Raw genomic sequence first — 18,059 nt, 5'->3', positions numbered from 1 at the left:
CGGCCGGCCCCGGCCTGCGGGGTCACCAGGGGATGTCGGCGGCGTCGACGATCCGCCCGCCCATGTTCCGCTCCACCATGCGCAGAGCGGCGTCCGCGAGGTCGCCGTGGATGTGGGCCACAGCGTCCCGGGGGACGGTGACGCCGAGGTGCCGGATGTGGGCGTCCAGGGCGGAGTAGAGCACGCACTGCTCGGTGACCTGGCCCGTGAGGACGAGCGCGTCGACGTCCAGGGTGCCGAGCAGATAGGCGAGAGGCGTCTCGTAGAAGATGGAATGGCGTGCCTTCACCACGAACAGGGACTCGTCGTCGGGCCGGACCGGGTCGACGAGCTCGGGGTGACGGCCCGCCAGGGCCATGTCGAGGATCTGTCCGTGATGCGACCGCCAGCGGCCGAAGTTGTCGTTCGCGTAGATGACCGGGACCCCAGCCGCCCGGGCACGCCCCAGCAGGTCGACGATGCCGGGGAGGGCGCGTGTCACCGACGGCACGAGCCGGTCCGCGTCGTCGTGCCGATAGGTGTTGAGCATGTCGATGACGACGAGCGCCTGTTTCGCCAAGGTCGTCTCCCGGATCCGCGAGGGTTCAGCGCCCGGCCGGGCACGTCGGTATGGGCTGATTCATCCCATGATGTCCACGCTACCGGCCCGCCCGCGACGCGGCGTACGCCGGTGAGTGAGGTGCGTGCCGTCGGGTACGCGCGGGTCGACCGCACAGTGCCATGACGACTTTCTGGAGGCAGGGCGATGAGCAGGGTCGAGCAGACCATCGACGTGGATGTGCCGCTGCGGACGGTGTACGACCAGTGGACGCAGTTCGAGGAGTTCCCGCGGTTCATGGAGGGTGTGGAGGACGTGCGTCAGGTCGACGACCGGCACTGTCACTGGCGGACGAAGGTGGCGGGGGTGCGGCGCGAGTTCGACACCGAGATCGTGGACCAGCTTCCCGACGAGCGGATCTCGTGGCGGACGGTGGCGGGGGAGACGCGTCAGAAGGGTGTGGTGAGCTTCCAGCCGCTGGACGCGGAGCACACGCGGGTGCGGCTGGCGATGGACGTGGAGCCGGAGGGCGTGGTGGAGAAGGCCGGCGACATGATGGGTGTCCTCGACCGTCGGGTGAAGGGTGACCTGAAGCGGTTCAAGGGGTTCATCGAGGAGCAGGGCGGTGAAACGGGCGGCTGGCGCGGCCGGGTCCGCCCCGCCGACGCCGGCGCCGGAACCGACCCGGGCGCTGCCACCGGACAGAGCCCCACGGGAGCCCAGGGATCCGGACCGGTCGTGGAGCCCGCCGCGCCGAAGACCCTGCCCGCGCCGGACAGCGACGCCGCGTCGACCACCCGGACCGGACCGGCCGACGCGTCCGAGGCCGAGCGGTCCTGGCCCGTCCCGCCCGGCCCCCACGACCCCAAGCCTCGGGAGGGCATGTGAACGGGCCGGCCGCGCGGGCGCAAGAGTCTCGGCGAAGGCCCGTTTCAGGGGTGCCCGCCGTGGCAAGTCGCGGGGCATGATGCGTATCGGATACACCATGATGACCGAGCAGTCAGGCCCGCGTGAGCTCGTCGGGCACGTGGTCGAGGCGGAGCGGGTGGGATTCGACTTCTCCGTGATCTCCGACCACTCCTTCCCCTGGCTGGAGGCGCAGGGGCACGCACCGTACGCGTGGAGCGTCCTCGGAGCCGCCGCGCAGGCGACCTCCCGCATCCCCCTCATGACCTTCGTGACCTGTCCGACCTTCCGCTACCACCCCGTGGTGGTCGCGCAGAAGGCGGCGACCCTGCAACTGCTGTCCGAAGGCCGGTTCCGGCTGGGTCTCGGCTCCGGCGAGAACCTCAACGAGCACGTCGTCGGCAGGGGCTGGCCCTCGGCCCGTGTCCGCCTCGCGATGCTCGACGAGGCCGCCGAGATCATCCACGCCCTCTTCAAGGGCGACCACGTGACACATCACGGACGCCACTTCCAGGTCGACGACGCCAAGCTGTGGGACGTCCCCGGCACACCGCCACCCGTGGGCATCGCCGTCTCGGGCCCCCGCTCCTGCGCCGTCGCCGGGCGCCACGCGGACCTGCTGATCGCCACGGAACCGAAACGTGAGCTGCTGGACGCCTTCGACGCGCGGGGCGGCGCGGGCAAGCCCCGCATCGGGCAGCTGCCCGTCTGCTACGACACGGACCGGGAGGCGGCGGTGGCCCGCGCCCACGAACAGTTCCGCTGGTCCCTCGGCGGCTGGCGCCTCAACGCCGAACTCCCGCTGCCCGCTGGGTTCGTCCAGGCGACCGAGCACACCCGCCCGGAGGACGTGGCCGAGAGCATCCCCTGCGGCGACGACGTCGACGCCGTCGTGGAAGCGGTCCGGCCCTATGCCGAGGCGGGCTTCACCGACCTCGCCCTCGTCCAGGTCGGCGGTGCCCACCAGATGTCCTTCCTCCGCTGGGCGGAGACGTCCCTCCTGCCCGCCCTCCGCGCACTGTAGGCAGGGACCTCCTCGGACACGTCAGGTCGCCGCGGTGCCCGGACGTCGGGCCGTCGCCCTTCCGCAATTCGCAGGGAGATGAACGTCATGACCAGACCGAGCAACCCCGACCCCGACCCCCGGGACATCCCCGAGCAGGACCCCCGCAGCACCCCCGACGCCGCCCGTCGGAACATCACCGGCGGCGGCGAGATCCGGCCCGGCGAGACACCGCCGGCGGAGTCGGGCACCAGCACCGGCACCGGTCCCTACCGGCCACTCCGGCGCGGCTGGGGGAAGGGACCCCTCCTGATCGTGTGGGCGCTGGGCATCGTGTGCGCGCTGTTCTTCCTCGTGTACGCCATCGTGCTCGTCACCGACTGACGGGCCCGGCCCCACCCCGTACCACCGAGACGAAAGGAGCCGGCCATGGCCCGCAACGAGTCCGACGCGGACGCCTCCGGTGACCGGCCCGGCCCGGACGAGGCCCGCGGCGACGACGTGTACCAGCCCACCCACTCCGACGCGGCCAACCGCCCCTCCGGGGATCTCGACCCGGACAACGCGATCGTGACGGAGCCCCTCGAAGACCTGTCCGTGCCCGGCTACTCCCCGCCCGAGCGTCCGCGCGGCGTCACCCGGCACGGCACCACCCAGCGCGAGCAGCGGGAGGGGGAATCGCTCGACGAACGGCTCGCCCAGGAGGTCCCCGAGGAGGCGGCACCCGAGGGCGACGGCATCGGCGACCTCCCGGAAGGCGCCGGCGAACCCGTCGACGAGCAGGCCGGGGCCACCAGGGCCGGTCGCCTCGCCCCGGTCGACACGCCCCCGGGCCGCGACGACCACGCCGTCGCCCGGGATGTCGGCCTTGACGACGGGGCCGCGCCCGCGGAGGAGGCGGCGATGCATGTGGACACGGCCGCCGACGGGGCCGGGGCGGACGCGGGGCGCGAGCCGTAGCGGTCGCGCGAACCGCATGCCGGGCCCCGGCGGGGGCACTCGCCCCTGAAGACCCTCAAGACCCTCAAGACCCTGACGACCCTGACGACGCGGAGGAACCCCATGAACGCGCGCGACAAGGACGAGTCGGCGAGACAGCGTCAGGCGCAGCGCGACGCCGATCGTGCCCGGCAGGAGCAACTCCAGGGGGACGGCGACGACGCGATGCGGCAGACCACCCCTTCCCAGGCGGAGGGCGAGCGCGGGAAGGAGGAGGACGAGAAGCAGGAGATGAAGGGGCGCCACGGAATGTGACGCCGGGCGAAGACTCCGGTGAGGCGCTCTGTCCGTTCCGACATTTCTGGTGGACACCATGGACCTCGATTTCCTCAAACCGCTCCTCGAACGGCCCGGCCCCTGGGCCTCCGTCTTCATCGAGACGAGCAGGGCCACCGAGGACGCGGCGCAGATCCAGAAACTGCGTGACCGTGCCGTCCTCGGGGAACTCGTCGACGCGGGCGTCGATCCGGCCACGATCGGCGTGCTCGCCCAGCAGCTGCGCGCCGCTCCCGCCTCCGGGGCCCCGCCGGGGCGGGCCCTCTTCGCGACCGCCGGGGAAGTCGTGCTCGACCTCCCCCTCGCGGCGGCCCCGCCCGCCGCCGAGGTGACCTGGTCGAGCCTGCCGCACATCGCCCCGCTGATGTTCCTGCGCGACGACGAACCGCGATGCCAGGTGGCCCTGATCGACCGTACGGGGGCCGATCTGGAGATGTGGGGACCCCTGGGCAGGGAGCACGTCGGGCAGGTCGAGGGGGAGGAGTGGCAGGGGCGTGGCCACCGCAGCATGCCCCAGGACCGGTACGAGTGGCACTACAGCAACAAGGTCGAGGACGCGTGGGAGGAGACGGCCGAGATCATCGCCGCCGAACTCGCGCGGCGCTGCCCGCAGGACGGCGGGACGCTGCTCGTCCTGGCCGGGGACGCACGGGAACGAAAGGCGGTACGGGAACGGCTTCCGCAGGCGCTGAGGAGCGTCGCCGTGGAGGTGGACCACGGCAGCCGGGCCCCCGGGGCGTCGTCCGAGCACTTCGCCCGCCAGATCGAGGAGGCACGCGCGCGGTTCGCCCGCGAACGGGTGGAACGCGCGCTGGATGCCTTCCGCGCGGGTCGCGGTCGGCCCGGCGAGCACCGTGAGGCGACCGTCGACACCGGCCCCGGCCCCGCCGCCGAAGGCGTACCGGCGGTGGTGGAGGCCGCCAGAGGACACCAGGTGGCCACCCTGCTGCTCGGCCGCGCGGCCTCCGACGCGGGGCGGTCCGTGTGGGTGGGCTCCGGCGCGGCCGACATCGCCCTCGGTCGCACCGAGGCCAGGAGCTGGGGCTACGGCGGGCCCGAGGAGGCCCGCGCCGACGACGCCCTGCTGCGTGCCTGTGTGGCCGCTGACTCCGAGGTGCTCGTGATCCCCGAGGACATGCGGGGGCCGGCCGGCGGGCTCGGTGCGGTGCTGCGCTGGACTCCGGGCCGGCCGTCCTCTCCGGCGGCCACGCCCTGACCGCCGCCCCCGGCGGTGGAGGACGGGGTTCGCGGCAGTCCGCGAAGCCCGTCCTCCGCAGGTGACCGGGGGGTTCGGGTCGGGTCCCGAGGCCGATGATCCGGCCCTGGCGGGTCGACGGCCTTCCGCGACGCCCCGTCCCACCCCGCCCGACACGTGTCCTCACGCGGCGCGTACGCCGCATGGGTCAACCCCGCGCGTGTCAGACCACCTGATCGGGGGGTGGCCGCCACCCGACGGGTCATCCTCGTCCCATGCGTGCCACCACCGCTCTCCTCCTGATGAGCGCCCTGGGTCTCGGGCTTGCCGGATGCGGTGACGTCGAACAGAGACAGGACGCCGCACGGTCGGCGGCCGTGGACTTCGGGGCGGCGCTGCGTGGCGCCGACGCCGGGCGCGCGTGCGAGGCGCTGGCGCCCGGCACCCGTGAGGAGGTGGAGGAGGACGGGCCTTGCCCCACCGTCCTGGCCGGCCTCGGCCCCGCGACCGCCGCCGGCGAACCGATCGCCACCGACGTCTACGGGGAGCAGGCCCGGGTCGTGTTCGCGCACGACAGCGTCTTCCTCGCCTCCTTCCCGGACGGCTGGAAGGTGACGGCGGCCGGCTGCACGCCGAGGCCGGGGCACCCGGCCCGGTGCGAAGTGAAGGGGGGCTGAGATGCGTCTGCTGTTCGTGCTCTGTCTGGTACTGGTCTCCGCGGGCCTCGCGCTCGCCGTCACGACGGGGCTGACCCAGCGATGAGCGGCGCCGCGCGGTTCCTCCGCCGGAACGGTCTGACCCTCGCCTTCGGCACGGCGTTCCTGCTCACGCTCGTCGGCCAGGCCTTCGCCGGGTGCGCGGAGCTCAACACGGTTCTCACCGCGGCCGACCTGCACCCGATGGGGTGTGGCGCGTACGTGCTGACCTCCGACTTCATGGTGGACGTCACCGAGAACTGGCAGTCGGAGTTCCTGCAGTTCTTCCTCTTCGTGTTCGGCACCGTCTGGCTGGTGCAGCGCGGTTCGCCGGAGTCCAAGCCGCTCGACCGGATCGGCCGGGAGACGGACGAGCAGCAGAAGACCGGCGCGTACGCCACCCCCGAGTCGCCCCGCTCGGCCTCCGCCGGCGGACTGCGGCAGACCCTCTACTCGAACTCCCTCGGCATCGTCATGTGCCTGATCTTCCTGATGTCCTGGCTGGCCCAGTCCGTCACCGGTGTGGTCACCTTCAACGAGGACCAGCTCCGCCAGCTCCAGGACCCGGTCGGCTGGAGCACGTACGTCCGCTCCGCCGAGTTCTGGAACCGCACGCTCCAGAACTGGCAGTCCGAGCTGCTCGCCGTCGCCTCCATGGTCATCCTCGCCGTCTACCTGAGGCAGCGCGGCTCCCCGGAGTCCAAGCCGGTGGGCGCCGCCCACAGTGCGACCGGGGTGGAGGGCTGACCCACGCGCCCTCCACCGTCCTCTGCCCGGCCCTCCACCGTCCTCGGCCGGTTCTCAGGGCCAGGACGTCTCCCGGCGCGGTACGACGACGAGCTCGGCGAGCGCGCTGCCGGGCGGCACCGACAGGGCGTACATCACGGTGTCTGCCACGATCTCCGGACTCTGCAGGACGGCCACGTCCGTGTCGGGGAAGCGGTCCATGATGAACGGCGTCTCCATGCCGCCCGCGACGACACCCGTCACGCCGATGCCCGGGCAGTCCCGCTGCGCCTCCTTGAAGAGGGTGTGGGTGAAGGCCCGCAGTCCCGTCTTGGCGGCCGCGTACGGGCCCGCCTCCGTCCAGGTCCGCAGCGCCGCCGTGGAGAGGATGTTCACGATGTGGCCGCCGCCCCGCGCCATCATGCGCCGGTAACCCTCCCGGCACAGGTACATCGGGGCGAGCAGGTTCGTGGTGACGACCCGGGTCATCTCCTCGGCCGTCAGCTCCTTCACCGCCTTCGTGACGTCGACCGCCGCGTTGTTGACCAGGATGTCCACGGGCTGCCCCGTCTCGTCCAGGTCCCGGAAGACCTCGGCCACCGCCTCCGCGTCCCGTACGTCCAGGACGACGGGAAAGGCCCGGCACCCCTCGCCGGTCAGGCTCTCGCACAGCTCCTTGGCGAGGTCCTCGCGCACATCGGCGACGATCACCTCGGCACCGGAGCGGGCGAGCCTCCGCACGATCGCGGCGCCGAGCCCCCGGCCGCCGCCGGTGACCAGGGCCCGCCTGCCTTCGAGTCCGACCTGTACCCCGCTGTTCATGATGTCCCCTTCCGTTGCCGTGCCACTGTCCGACCCTGTGCGGGTGCCCTCCTCGCCGCGTGTGAGCAAGCACACCAGAAGTCCAAACAGGCTTCCTGGCAGAGGAGTTGGAAGATTCCGGGGCTCCTGGCGCGCGCCTCGGCGCACTGCTCCCCCCTCTTCCCGGGAACCGTCTGCCACGATGGGCGCCGGGCCAGAACAGCCACAGCATCCCCGCCCTCGCGCATCACCCTTCCGGCGCGCGGAGGCCTCGCAGGGCCCCCTCCGACCCCACCGTCCGCGCCGCCGCGCTCTTCCCCGGTATCCCTCCTGTGCCTCTTTTCTCTGCTCGCGGGCTCACCCGCGCCCCCTCGAAGGTCTCGTCCGCCGACCGTTCCCCCTGGCGAGCGCTGCGTCATCGCAGCATGCGCTGGTGGGCCGTCGCCAACTTCGTCTCCAACGCCGGCACCTGGATGCAGCTCACCGTCCAGAACCTGCTGGTGCTCCAGATCACCGGCTCCGCAGCCGCCACCGGCCTCTCCATGTCCGTCCAGGCCGCGCCCGGCCTGCTCATGGGGGCGCTCGGCGGAGCGGCCGTGGACCGCTGGCCCCGGAAGCTGACGGCCGCCGCCGGGCAGGTCCTCCTCGCCGTCGTGGCCGTCGTCACCGCCGTGCTCGTGGCGACCGACCGCCTCGACCTGCCGCTCCTGATGGCGCTCGCCGCCCTCACCGGGATCATCGCCACCGTGGACGGCCCCGCCTGCGCGCTGCTCGGCAACGATCTCGTCGAGACCGACGACGTCCCCTCCGCCATCGGCATCGGCTCCCTCGCCCACAGCGGCGGACGGCTCGCGGGCGCCGCGCTGGCCGGCGTGACGGTCTCGGTCCTCGGCACGGGCGCCGCCTACGGCGTCAACGGGCTCTCCTTCCTCTTCGTCGCCTGCGTCATCCCCTTCCTCAAGCCGGCCCGCACGGCCGCGGCGCGCGTCGCCGGTGCCGAGAAGGCTGTCGGAGGTACGCCGGAGGCACCCGAATCCACGGGCACCGGCGTACGCGAGGGCCTCACCTTCTTCGCCCGGCGCCCGCGTCTCGTCGCCCTCGCCGGCCTCAACGGCGTCAGCGCCCTCTTCGGGCGCAACTACTCGCTGACCCTCGTGGTGCTCGTCACCGGCCCGCTCGCCGGCGACGCGGGCACCTTCAGCACGGTCTCCACCGTGCTCGCCGTCGGAGGCATCCTCGGTGCGGTGCTCGGCGCCCGGCTGCGCCGCCCCGCCGTACGGCTCGTGGCGCTGCTGACCCTCGCCGGTGCGCTGCTCCAGGTCCTCGCGGGCCTGGCGCCCTCGGTCGCGGTCCTGCTCGTCCTCGTCCTGCCCATGGCGGTCGCCGAGTCGGTCGCCGACACCGCCCAGAACACTGTCCTGCAGACCGACCCCCCGCCCGCCCTGCGCGGCCGGGTCCTCGGCGCCTGGAGCAGCATCCGGACGCTCTGGGGGCTCGCCGCGCCCCCGACCCTCGGCCTGCTCATGGAACTGCTCGGGGCCCGTGGAGCCCTGGTGGCGGGCGGCCTGCTGGTGTCGGCCGTCGTCGCCTCGGGCCTGCTCACCCACGCCCGCCGTACGGCGCGGGCCGAGGGCCCGTCGGCCTCCGGCGTCCGGGAGACCGGATCGCTGGTGGTCGCGGTCTCCCCGGTCGCCGTCAAGAGCCTCCCGGCTCCGGTCCCCGCCACCGAACCGGTCGCCGTCATGGACCTCCCGGATCCGGACGCCATCAAGGGGCACCCGGCTCCGGCCGTCGCGCCCTCCGCCGTACGGCCCCTGGTTCCGGCGGCCCGTGTGCCCGAGGCCCTGACGGCCCCCGCCACCGGGGCAGCCGGCCGTGCGGAGCTCGGCACCGCCGTCTGACCCCGACGCCGTCCCGGCTCCCGAGCCACGGAGCTCCGGCCCGAGGCGGCTCACGGGGCGTTCCCCAAGGCCGCGGGGGACTCCGGAGCGGAGCCTCCGGCCACGTCGCCCACGGCCGTGAGCACCTCGTCCACCGTCACCCGCAGCAGACGCGGGTCGGGCGCCGTGCCATGGGCGTCGCCGGGCCTCAGAGCCTCGCCGTCGCCCGCGGCCGGATGCCACAGCGCCCGGTGCGGTCCCTCGGCCGGCGGCCCCCACAGAAGCGGCGACACCGGGCCGAACAACACCACCGAGGGCGTGCCGAACGCCGTGGCGAGATGCGCCAGACCCGTGTCGCCCACCACCACGCAGCGCGCACCCGCGACGAGCGCGCACAGCTCGCCAAAGGGGACCCCCCGCCGTCCGCCGCGCACCGATCCCGGCGGCAGCCCCGCCCGCCGGGCCACCTCACGGGCGTACGCCTCCTCGCCGGGGCCCGCCGTCACCACGACCCGCAGCCGCGCGCCGCGCAGGGCCCGCGCGACGGCCGCGAACCGGTCGGGGGGCCAGCGGCGCGCGGGCGCGTCCGCCCCCGGATGGAGCACCACGGCGTCCGGCGCGGGGGAGGGCCGTGGGGGCGGCGGCAGCCGCACGTCTCCCGGGTCCGCGTCGAGGCCGTACCAGCGCAGCAGGCGGCACCAGCGGTCCCGCTCGTGTTCCCCGGCCTCCCACTCCGGCCCGGTGACCTCCGGAACCTCCGGATGGCGGAACGCCCAGATCCGGCCGGGCGCGAGGCGGACGAGCAGCCGGTGACTGAGGGGCCCCCTGCCGTGCAGGTCGACGGCGAGTTCCGGCGGGCGCCCCGCCCACGGCAGCACGGCAGGAACCTCACGGCCGGGGGCGCGGGTGATCAGCAGCCGGTCCACGGCACCCGTCGCCCGCACGACCGGCGCGAGACCGGCCGGCGCGGCGAGCACGATCTCGTGGCCGGGCAGCCCCCGGCGCAGCGCCCGCAGCGCCGGCAGCCCCGTCAGCGCGTCCCCGAGCCCCAGCGCGCGCAGCACCAGGACCGTGGGCCGCGCGCGGCCCGCCGGCGCCCGCCCGCCACCGGCTTCCCCGCCCGCGCGGGGGCCGGTCACGCCGCCTCCCGGGCCGGGAGCGAGCGGGCGGCGCGGTGGGCCAGGGTCGTCGTGGAGTGACCGTCGAGATAGGGCAGGGCCACAGCCTGGCCACCCCAGGACCGCAGCACCCGCGCCTCCGGCAGGTCGTCGGCCCGGTAGTCGCCGCCCTTGACCCACACGTCGGGGCGGAGCGATTCGAGGAGACGTACGGGGGTGTCCTCGTCGAAGGCGACGACCGCGTCGACGCTGCCCAGGGCGGAGAGGACCCTCATCCGGTCCGACAGCGGGTTCAGCGGCCGGCCGGGGCCCTTGAGCCGTGCCAGGGAGGTGTCGGAGTTGACGCAGACGATCAGGCAGTCGCCGATCCGCCCGGCGTTCTCCAGAAGCCCCACATGGCCCGCGTGCAGCAGATCGAAGCAGCCACCGGTCGCGACGACCGTCCCCCCGCGGGCGTGGACCCGGCGGGAGAGTTCGAAGGCGTCCCTCGGCGCCGGCTCCACCTCCTCGGCGGGAGGCGCCCCCTCCCACAGGAACCGGTTCCCCGCGCCGCCCGCCCGGACGAACGCCGCCGCCTCGGCCACCGCCCGTTCCACGGCCTCCTCCGGCAGGGCCCCGGCCGCGAGGGCCGTCGCCGCCGTCGCCGCGAAACAGTCACCGGCCCCGCAGGGGTCGCCTTCGGCGTGGTAGGGCGCGGGGACGAGTACCGGAGCCGTACCACCCGGCCGGGTGAGGAGCGCGCCCCGCTCGCCGAGCGTGACGGCCACACAACCCGCGCCCCAGCGGGCCGCGAGCTCGGCGCCGCGCTCCGCGTGCGCCCGCAGAGAGGTCCGCCGATCGTCCGGGCCGCACGCCTCGGCGGCGTTCGGGGTGGCGAGGCGCGTCCCCGCCACCGGCGGGCCGCCCCGGGGATGCGGGTCCCAGACGACGGGCACCCGCTGGGCGGCCGCCGCGAGCGCGGGCCGCAGGGAGTCCGCCGTCCCCCGCCCGTAATCCGCGACCAGCACGGCGCCGGCCCCGGCGAGCGCGGCCAGGGTCCGCGCGTCCGGGCGTCCCGGGATGCCGCCACCCTGGTCGAACCGCACGACGGGACGCCCGCCCGCGAGGACCCGGGTCTTGACCGGCAGTGTCCCGGCCAGCGGGACCGGTGCGAGGTCCACCCGGTCACCGAGGAGCCGGCGGGCGGCCGCGCCGGCCTCGTCGTCGCCGAGGGCGGCTACGAGGACGACGTCGGAGCGGTGCCGCGCGGCAAGGAGGGCGGCGAGCCCGGCGCCACCCGGCCGCGAGCGCTCCTCCCCGACGTCCACCACGGGCACGGGAGCGTCGGGGGCCAGGCGGGTGGCGTCACCCACGATGTCCCGGTCGAGGAGGAGGTCTCCTACGACGACGAGCGGTCCTGTCGTGGTCACGAGGACCTCCTCAGGGCATGGAACGCGGGCAGCGGCGCCGGATGCGGCGCCCCGTTGACCGAGGGCCGCGCCGGTACGCCCGTCGGCACGGCGGGGCCCGCCGCGTGTCCGGCGTCCGCCCCGGTCCTCGTACGGGCCCCGCGTCCTGCGGTCTCCCCGCCGGCTCGGGCGCCGGCCGGCCGGCCCTGGGCGCCCGCACCGTCGGCGACCGCCGCGTCGAAGAACTCGCAGAGCAGATGGACCGCCACGAGATGGACCTCCTGGACGGTCGCCGTCGTGTCCGCGTCCACACACAGCGCGTCGTCGGCGGCCTCGGCCAGGGGGTTCGGCGACGGACCGGTCAGCGCCCAGACGGCGATGCCGGCGGAACGTGCCGTCATCGCCGCGGAGAGCAGATTGGCGCTGCGACCGGACGTCGAGAGCAGCAGCAGCACGTCCCCGGCGCGGCCGTGGGCGGAGACCTGACGGGCGAAGACCTGCTCGAAGCCGTAGTCGTTCCCGATCGCGGTGACGCTCGACGTCTCGGCGTGCAGGGAGATCGCCGAGTAGGCGGGCCGCTCGCGCAGATAGCGCCCGACGAGTTCGGCGGTCAGATGCTGGGCCTGCGCGGCGCTGCCGCCGTTGCCCGCGGCGAGCAGCCGGGCGCCCGGGGGCAGCACTTCGGCGAGCCGGCCGCCCCATCGCTCCAGGCGTTCGAGACCGTGGCCGTGGAGCTGTTCCAGGGCGAGCTGGAGCGACCGGCAGTGGCGCTCGGCGCTCTCGTACGTGGGTGATTCGCTCATGGTGCGCGGGTCGGGCGTCCGGTGGACGGCCCGGCCCACCTCCTTCCGGCTTCGGGACGGGTCAGACGCCCGTGGGGGTACGGCCCGCCGGGCCCACAGGGCTCCGGTCGGCGTGGCGGTCGCCGGGGGTCCGGGCGGCCTGCCCGGCGCGGCCGCCGAGCACGCTGAGGTAGGACGCCGCCGTGGCGGCGGCCACCCTCGTCCAGCAGAACCGTTCGAGGACCCGCCGCCGTCCCGCGGCTCCGTACACCGCGCGGAGTTCGGCCGAGGCCAGCAGTTCCGCCACCGCCGCCGCGAGCGCCTCCGGGTCCCGGGGCGGTACGAGGCGCCCGTTGACGCCGTCGGCGACGCTGTCCAGCTGACCGCCCACGGCGGAGGCGACGAGCGGACGCCCACAGGCCATGGCCTCCAGCGGGACGATGCCGAAGGGCTCGTAGTCCGCCGGGCAGAGCACCACGTCCGCGCCCCGCATCAGGGCGGGCACCGCGGCGGCCGGCACGCCGCCCAGCAGACGCACGCGCTCACCCACCCCCGCCTCCCTGGCCAGGGCGCGCAGCCGCCGTACCTCGGGGTCGCCGCCGGCACGGTCGGCGGGCGGTCCGCCCACCACCACGAGCTCCGTGTCCGGCAGCCGCCGCAGCGCCGTGACGGCGACCGCGGCGCCCTTGCGCGGCACCAGCCGGCCCAGATGCAGCAGGCGGTACGTGTACGGGCCCCGGGGCGCCGCCGGTCCGTCCGGCCGGAACACCTCCGGGTCGACTCCGCAGGGCACGACGTCCACCTTGCGGCGGTCGACGCCCATGGCGGCGAGCTCGTCCACCTCGTCCCGGCAGGTGGCGATCACCCGGTCGCACCCCCGCCCCACGTCCGTCTCGCAGCCGACGCGCCCCGCGGGGCTGGTGTCCGCGTCGCCCTGGTGCCGGCGCTTCACCGTGCCGAGGGCGTGGTAGGTCTGCAGCAGCGGCAGGCCCGTCTCGCGGGTCGCCCACAGAGACGCGAGCCCCGACATCCAGAAGTGCGCGTGCACCAGGTCAGGAGCGGTGTCCCCGGCGGCACCCGGAGGACGGGACCGCCACTGGGCGATCAGATGGCGGGCGAACTCCTCCATGTACGGCAGGAGTTCGTCCTTCGGTACCGGCTCGGGCGGGCCCGCGGGGACGTGGTGCACCGTCACCCCGGGGCGCAGCGGCATCCGGACCGGGAGGCCGGGGTCGTCGCACCGGGTGTACACGGTCACCCGGTGACCCCGGTCGGCGAGCGCCCCCGCGAGCTGCGCGACATGCACGTTCTGGCCACCGGCGTCGACCCCGCCCAGGGTCGCGAGCGGGCTCGCGTGCTCGGAGACGAGGGCCAGCTCCAGGGGACGGCCGTCAGGAAAGGACGACGACGGGGACGAGAACGAGGACGAGAACGATGACGTCATGACCGCACCTCCGCGATGAGCCGCTCCCAGTCGTCCAGGAAGCGTTTGAGGCCGTACCTTTCGAGCGCCGCCTGCCGGGCGCGGGCGCCGTCCCGTGCCGCGGCCTCCGGGTCGGCGAGATAGCGCCGGGCGGCCCGCGCCAGCTCCTCCGGACGGGTGGACAGGACGCCGGCCCCGGCCGGGACGGCCTCCACCGCCTCCGTCGTGGCGAGGACCACCACGGGCATCCCCAGGTGCATCGCCTCAAGGAGGGAGAGACCGAGCGACGTCCACCGCACCGGGTGCAGATAGAGGCGCCGTTCGGCCATGGCGGCGTGCAGCCGGCTCTGGGGCAGGTCCGCCGACCGGCACCGGTCGGCGGACAGCCCGAGCTCCTCGGCGAGACCTTCCGTCCGCATCCCGAAGACGTCGAGCGGCGCCGCCTCCGCAAGGCCGGGGAGCAGATCCGTACCGACGTGACGACGGCGCCGCACAGGTTCGTTGACGACCACCGCCGCGCGGGGCAGCCGACCGGTGTACAGGTGGCCGGGGTCGACGATGCCGTGCTCGATGACGGCGGTGGGGGTGGAACCGTTGTCCCAGAAGAGCCGGTTGAAATGGGTGACGTGCACCAGGGTCAGATCCGGCCGGTCCGCCACCGGATGGCGGGTGTCGGGGACGTCCCCGCGTGGCGTGTTGTGCTCCAGGTAGACGGCGGGGACGTCACGGCCGGGCCGGCGGCCGCCAAGCAGGCGGGCGGCGAGCTCCTCCTCGTGCGGACGCTGGAGCACGACGAGGTCGACCGGGGCCTCCGCGAGCTCCGCCGGGGTCACCTCCCGCACCGAGGACGGCCAGGTGAACGTCTCGGCGCGGCCACGCCCGTCCGGCCCCCGGTCCGGGGTGACGGGAACCAGATAGGTGTGCGGACCCTGCACGAAGGCGGTGGTCCAGGAACCGTGTACATGCCACAGAAGAATGTTCATGCGGCGCTCCTCGGGAACCTCGGGTGGGATGCTCGGGTGCGGAAGAAGAGTGCGGAACAGAGATGATCCGTGAGATACCGCGCGTTCCTGTACGGTCCGGCCGCCGGCTCAGCCGTCCTGCGTGTCCCGGAACCACGCGATCGTGCGCCGCAGCCCCTCCTCGGCCGGGATCAGCGGCTCCCACTGGAGCTTGTCCCGGGCCAGGGTGATGTCGGGGCAGCGGACCGCCGGGTCGTCCGTGGGACGCTCGATGAACCGGACCTCCGAGCGGGACCCGGTCAGCTCCACGATCCAGCGGGCCAGATCCAGCATGGTGATCTCGGTCGGGTTGCCGAGGTTCACCGGCCCGCTCATCCCGTGCGCAGCGGCCGCGAGAATGCCGCGCACGGTGTCGTCGACGTAACACAGGGACCGGGTCTGCAGCCCGTCGCCCGTGACCGTCAGTGACTCTCCCGCGAGCGCCTGGCGGATGAAGGTGGGGACGGCGCGGCCGTCGTATCCGCGCATCCGCGGCCCGTACGTGTTGAAGAGGCGTACGACGCAGGTGTCGGTGCCGTGCTCCGAGGCCTCCGCCGTCGTCAGCGCCTCCCCGAAACGCTTCGCCTCGTCGTAGACGCTGCGCGGGCCCACCGGGTTCACGTTGCCCCAGTAGCGCTCGCTCTGCGGGTGTTCCCGCGGATCGCCGTACACCTCCGACGTCGACGCCAGCACGAAGCGGGCCCGCGCGGCGCGGGCGAGCGCCAGGGCGTTACGGGTGCCCAGGCTGCCCGCCTCCAGGGTGTGCAGGGGAAGCCGCAGATAGTCGGCGGGCGAGGCGGGGGACGCGAAGTGCAGGACGAGATCGGGCGGCGGGTCGACCCGGAACGGCTCCGAGACGTTCGCCTCGTGCAGGCGGAAGCCGCCGTGGGGGAGGAAGCCGGCGATGTTCGCCACGCGTCCGGTGCTGAAGTCGTCGACACAGGTCACCGTCGCACCCGAGTCGAGCAGCGCGGCGCACAGATGGGAACCGACGAAGCCGGCGCCGCCGGTGACGACCGCGTGCTGCGGACGGCGCGGAAATGACGTTGCCATGGTGTCTCCTCCGAGGGGGAGCGGGGAGGGATCGCCGCGTCCGGGGAAGCCGGGGGACGACGGCCCCGCGGCCCGGAACGGCGCACCGACCGACCCGGAACGACGAGCGTCGCGCGGTCCGGCTCCGGGCCGGACGGTCGCCCGTATGGAGTGCGGGCGGAGTGCTCACGCGGCTCGCGTGCGGTCGATGGCGTCCTCACGGAGACCGCTCACGGTGAGCTACGTCTCCTGACGCCTCCTGCCGATACCCACAGCGCGCCGGGCCATGCCTCACCGAAGCGGCCGATACTCCGTTCCCTTCGTTTGCCCGGCTTGCCGCAGAACGTGACGGAAGCACCCCTGACGAGCGAAACGCGCTCGTCAGGGGTGTGCGACGCCGGTGCACGTGAGCCGTCGGGCGGTCCCGCCCCCGCTCACGACCGGCGGGGCGTCCCGGTCCGGGGCATCATCGTCGGAGTCTCATTCCCGGACACAGCCGGCCAGATCCTCCGTGTTCATGATCTCCTTGTCCAGCTTGTCCAGGTGCGGGCGGACCTGGTCGAGCGCGGCCGGGGCGTTCATGTTCCGGTCCAGGCGGTCCATGCTGACGTCCAGCTCCCGGAAGGCGGCCTGGAGCGCGTCGGTGTTCACCCCCGCCTCCTCGGCGGCGTCCCGGATGCCGCCCATGTCGTCGGTCATGTCGGCCCTGATGTCCTGGATGCCCTGGACGGTCTCGGACGTGTCCACGTTCCGCATCTCGCTGCTGTGGCCCTGGAGGCCGGACAGCTCCTCGCAGACGGCCGCGTTGGCGTCCGCCCGGTCGTCGGCGGCGCCGTCCCCGCCGTCTCCGTCCGAGCAGCCGGCCAGGGCGAGCACGGCCGCCGCGCTCGCGGCCACCAGGACGCCCGGCGCCGTCCGGTGCCACCGGCCCGCGGTCCTTCGTACGGTGCTGGGGGACATCACGCACCACCTCCTCGGTAGGCACCTCTCGTGCGCGGTCGTCTCGCCGCGGCGGGTACCCGTTGGGGAGGCCCGCACTCGCCCGCGGAGCGGTTGCTTCCCGGGCGTTCGCGCGGGCCGCCGCGCGGTCGCACCGCGGCCTCACGGCCTGAACAGGATCTTCACGGCCCCGTCCCGTTTGGCCTGGAACATCTCGTAGGCGTCCGGCGCCCCGGAGAGCGGAAGGCGGTGCGTGGCGAAGTCGTCCACGCCCAGCGGGTCGTCGTCGGTGAGCAGGGGCCGCAGATCCTCGACCCAGCGCAGGACGTTCGCCTGCCCCATGTGGAGCCGGATCTGCTTGTCGAACATGGCGAGGAGCGGCATCGGGTCGGCCGCGCCTCCGTACACCCCGGCCAGCGACACCGTGCCGCCACGGCGGACCAGCTCGACCGCCAGGTGCAGCGCGGAGAGCCGGTCGACGCCGTAGCGGCGCATCAGGGGCGCGGCGACGGCGTCGGGCAGATGGCCGACCAGCGTCTGGAGGCCCTTGGCGACCGGGGCCCCGTGGGCCTCCATGCCGACCGCGTCGATGACCGCGTCCGGCCCCCGGCCGTTCGTCAGGTCCCGTACCCGGTCGACCAGTTCGCCACCGGCCTCGGACGGGTCCAGGGTGTGCACGCCGCGGGCCGCCGCGCGATCGAGCCGCTCACGCACGGGATCGACGCCGATGACGAGGTCCGCGCCCCGCAGGAGCGCGATCCGGCACGCCATGTCCCCGATCGGCCCGAGGCCCAGCACCGCGACCGAACCGCCGGGCGGCACCTCCGCGTACTGGACGGCCTGCCACGCCGTGGGCAGCACGTCCGAGAGGTAGACGAAACGGTCGTCCGGCGGCCCCTCCGGCACCGGGATCGGGAGGCTGTTCCCGAAAGGGACCCGCAGGTACTCGGCCTGACCGCCCGGCACCTGCCCGTACAGCTTGGTGTACCCGAACAGCGCCGCGCCCGAGTGGTACGCGTGCACCTGCGTCGTCTCGCACTGGGAGTGCAGCCCCCGCGCGCACATCGCGCATGTGCCGCACGAGACGTTGAACGGCACCACGACACGGCTGCCCGGCCGGAGCCGGCTCACCTCGGAACCCACCTCCTCGACGACACCCATCGGCTCGTGCCCGAGCACGTCCCCCGGATCGAGGAACGGCCCCAGCACCTCGTACAGATGGAGGTCGGACCCGCACAGGCCGGTCGACGTGATCCGCACGATCACGTCGGTGGGTTCCTGGATCACCGGGTCCGGCACCGTCTCCACCGAGACCTTCCGCCGGCCCTGCCACGTGAGCGCCTTCATCGCTGCCACC

Annotated in this window: 18 protein-coding genes and 1 pseudogene; 9 read left to right on the top strand and 10 right to left on the bottom strand. The window is 74.2% G+C overall.

Features of this window, described 5'->3' with window-relative positions; translation table 11 throughout:
* Positions 1-22: 22 nt before the first annotated feature.
* On the bottom strand, positions 23-559 hold the full coding sequence (locus ACFVYX_RS22365; RefSeq protein ID WP_389683174.1) for an isochorismatase family cysteine hydrolase: 537 nt from the start codon (positions 557-559) through the stop codon (positions 23-25).
* 186 nt (positions 560-745) lie between these two features.
* On the opposite strand from ACFVYX_RS22365, the pseudogene ACFVYX_RS22360 reads away from it, so the two are divergent.
* The 8 genes and pseudogenes from ACFVYX_RS22360 to ACFVYX_RS22325 all read left to right on the top strand — a co-directional run.
* Positions 746-1,210 (top strand): annotated as a pseudogene (locus ACFVYX_RS22360) (SRPBCC family protein); the annotation flags it as partial.
* A 292-nt stretch (positions 1,211-1,502) separates the two neighbouring features.
* A complete protein-coding gene (locus ACFVYX_RS22355) occupies positions 1,503-2,468 on the top strand; it encodes an LLM class F420-dependent oxidoreductase (RefSeq protein ID WP_389683173.1) in 966 nt (321 codons plus the stop codon).
* A gap of 87 nt (positions 2,469-2,555) precedes the next feature.
* On the top strand, positions 2,556-2,831 hold the full coding sequence (locus tag ACFVYX_RS22350; protein WP_389683171.1) for a DUF6480 family protein: 276 nt from the start codon (positions 2,556-2,558) through the stop codon (positions 2,829-2,831).
* Between the two features lie 45 nt (positions 2,832-2,876).
* Positions 2,877-3,407 (top strand): DUF5709 domain-containing protein, encoded by a 531-nt coding sequence (locus tag ACFVYX_RS22345; protein WP_389683170.1) that lies wholly within the window; start codon positions 2,877-2,879, stop codon positions 3,405-3,407.
* Between the two features lie 102 nt (positions 3,408-3,509).
* Complete coding sequence (locus ACFVYX_RS22340) at positions 3,510-3,701, top strand: hypothetical protein (protein WP_389683169.1); 192 nt, start codon at positions 3,510-3,512, stop codon at positions 3,699-3,701.
* Between the two features lie 58 nt (positions 3,702-3,759).
* Positions 3,760-4,938 carry a hypothetical protein gene (locus ACFVYX_RS22335; RefSeq protein ID WP_389683168.1) on the top strand — a complete coding sequence of 393 codons (1,179 nt, stop codon included), beginning with the start codon at positions 3,760-3,762 and terminating at the stop codon, positions 4,936-4,938.
* Between the two features lie 254 nt (positions 4,939-5,192).
* On the top strand, positions 5,193-5,594 hold the full coding sequence (locus tag ACFVYX_RS22330) for a hypothetical protein (RefSeq protein WP_389683167.1): 402 nt from the start codon (positions 5,193-5,195) through the stop codon (positions 5,592-5,594).
* 81 nt (positions 5,595-5,675) lie between these two features.
* Positions 5,676-6,359, top strand: a complete 684-nt coding sequence (locus tag ACFVYX_RS22325; protein WP_389683166.1) for a DUF6766 family protein — start codon at positions 5,676-5,678, stop codon at positions 6,357-6,359.
* 54 nt (positions 6,360-6,413) lie between these two features.
* Here ACFVYX_RS22325 and ACFVYX_RS22320 read toward each other — a convergent pair whose 3' ends face one another.
* Positions 6,414-7,160, bottom strand: coding sequence for an SDR family oxidoreductase (locus ACFVYX_RS22320; protein WP_389683165.1), 747 nt, complete (start codon positions 7,158-7,160; stop codon positions 6,414-6,416).
* Between the two features lie 404 nt (positions 7,161-7,564).
* Here ACFVYX_RS22320 and ACFVYX_RS22315 point away from each other — a divergent pair, with 404 nt between their 5' ends.
* On the top strand, positions 7,565-9,040 hold the full coding sequence (locus ACFVYX_RS22315; RefSeq protein ID WP_389683164.1) for an MFS transporter: 1,476 nt from the start codon (positions 7,565-7,567) through the stop codon (positions 9,038-9,040).
* A gap of 50 nt (positions 9,041-9,090) precedes the next feature.
* Here ACFVYX_RS22315 and ACFVYX_RS22310 read toward each other — a convergent pair whose 3' ends face one another.
* The 8 genes from ACFVYX_RS22310 to ACFVYX_RS22275 form a co-directional block, all read right to left on the bottom strand.
* Positions 9,091-10,158: a glycosyltransferase family 9 protein gene (locus ACFVYX_RS22310; RefSeq protein WP_389683163.1), complete on the bottom strand. Its 1,068-nt coding sequence runs from the start codon at positions 10,156-10,158 to the stop codon at positions 9,091-9,093.
* Positions 10,155-11,546, bottom strand: coding sequence for a D-glycero-beta-D-manno-heptose 1-phosphate adenylyltransferase (rfaE2, locus tag ACFVYX_RS22305; RefSeq protein WP_389683162.1), 1,392 nt, complete (start codon positions 11,544-11,546; stop codon positions 10,155-10,157). Before rfaE2 ends, ACFVYX_RS22310 begins: the two co-directional genes overlap by 4 nt.
* Entirely contained in the window at positions 11,543-12,328 is a 786-nt protein-coding gene (locus tag ACFVYX_RS22300) for an SIS domain-containing protein (RefSeq protein WP_389683161.1), read from the bottom strand. The genes rfaE2 and ACFVYX_RS22300 overlap by 4 nt, the downstream gene beginning before the upstream one ends.
* Positions 12,329-12,389: 61 nt before the next feature.
* Positions 12,390-13,751 carry a glycosyltransferase gene (locus ACFVYX_RS22295; protein ID WP_389683160.1) on the bottom strand — a complete coding sequence of 454 codons (1,362 nt, stop codon included), beginning with the start codon at positions 13,749-13,751 and terminating at the stop codon, positions 12,390-12,392.
* Entirely contained in the window at positions 13,748-14,713 is a 966-nt protein-coding gene (locus ACFVYX_RS22290) for a glycosyltransferase (RefSeq protein ID WP_389683159.1), read from the bottom strand. Before ACFVYX_RS22290 ends, ACFVYX_RS22295 begins: the two co-directional genes overlap by 4 nt.
* Positions 14,714-14,821: 108 nt before the next feature.
* Positions 14,822-15,784 (bottom strand): NAD-dependent epimerase/dehydratase family protein, encoded by a 963-nt coding sequence (locus tag ACFVYX_RS22285; protein ID WP_389683158.1) that lies wholly within the window; start codon positions 15,782-15,784, stop codon positions 14,822-14,824.
* 459 nt (positions 15,785-16,243) lie between these two features.
* Positions 16,244-16,723 carry a hypothetical protein gene (locus tag ACFVYX_RS22280; RefSeq protein ID WP_389683157.1) on the bottom strand — a complete coding sequence of 160 codons (480 nt, stop codon included), beginning with the start codon at positions 16,721-16,723 and terminating at the stop codon, positions 16,244-16,246.
* Positions 16,724-16,864: 141 nt separating this feature from the next.
* Positions 16,865-18,049, bottom strand: a complete 1,185-nt coding sequence (locus tag ACFVYX_RS22275) for an alcohol dehydrogenase catalytic domain-containing protein (RefSeq protein ID WP_389683156.1) — start codon at positions 18,047-18,049, stop codon at positions 16,865-16,867.
* Positions 18,050-18,059 lie beyond the last annotated feature (10 nt).

Source organism: Streptomyces sp. NPDC058326 (assembly GCF_042879855.1).
GTDB lineage: Bacteria > Actinomycetota > Actinomycetes > Streptomycetales > Streptomycetaceae > Streptomyces.
The sequence above is the reverse complement of the archived record's forward strand: the minus strand, read 5'-3'. Positions and strand labels throughout refer to the sequence as shown.

Coding starts and splice junctions, on each gene's coding strand:
- ACFVYX_RS22355 (WP_389683173.1), top strand. CDS start 1,503: ATGATGCGTATCGGATACACCATGATGACCGAGCAGTCAGGCCCGCGT.
- ACFVYX_RS22350 (WP_389683171.1), top strand. CDS start 2,556: ATGACCAGACCGAGCAACCCCGACCCCGACCCCCGGGACATCCCCGAG.
- ACFVYX_RS22345 (WP_389683170.1), top strand. CDS start 2,877: ATGGCCCGCAACGAGTCCGACGCGGACGCCTCCGGTGACCGGCCCGGC.
- ACFVYX_RS22340 (WP_389683169.1), top strand. CDS start 3,510: ATGAACGCGCGCGACAAGGACGAGTCGGCGAGACAGCGTCAGGCGCAG.
- ACFVYX_RS22335 (WP_389683168.1), top strand. CDS start 3,760: ATGGACCTCGATTTCCTCAAACCGCTCCTCGAACGGCCCGGCCCCTGG.
- ACFVYX_RS22330 (WP_389683167.1), top strand. CDS start 5,193: ATGCGTGCCACCACCGCTCTCCTCCTGATGAGCGCCCTGGGTCTCGGG.
- ACFVYX_RS22325 (WP_389683166.1), top strand. CDS start 5,676: ATGAGCGGCGCCGCGCGGTTCCTCCGCCGGAACGGTCTGACCCTCGCC.
- ACFVYX_RS22320 (WP_389683165.1), bottom strand. CDS start 7,160: ATGAACAGCGGGGTACAGGTCGGACTCGAAGGCAGGCGGGCCCTGGTC.
- ACFVYX_RS22315 (WP_389683164.1), top strand. CDS start 7,565: ATGCGCTGGTGGGCCGTCGCCAACTTCGTCTCCAACGCCGGCACCTGG.
- ACFVYX_RS22300 (WP_389683161.1), bottom strand. CDS start 12,328: ATGAGCGAATCACCCACGTACGAGAGCGCCGAGCGCCACTGCCGGTCG.
- ACFVYX_RS22295 (WP_389683160.1), bottom strand. CDS start 13,751: ATGACGTCATCGTTCTCGTCCTCGTTCTCGTCCCCGTCGTCGTCCTTT.
- ACFVYX_RS22290 (WP_389683159.1), bottom strand. CDS start 14,713: ATGAACATTCTTCTGTGGCATGTACACGGTTCCTGGACCACCGCCTTC.
- ACFVYX_RS22285 (WP_389683158.1), bottom strand. CDS start 15,784: ATGGCAACGTCATTTCCGCGCCGTCCGCAGCACGCGGTCGTCACCGGC.
- ACFVYX_RS22280 (WP_389683157.1), bottom strand. CDS start 16,723: ATGTCCCCCAGCACCGTACGAAGGACCGCGGGCCGGTGGCACCGGACG.
- ACFVYX_RS22275 (WP_389683156.1), bottom strand. CDS start 18,049: ATGAAGGCGCTCACGTGGCAGGGCCGGCGGAAGGTCTCGGTGGAGACG.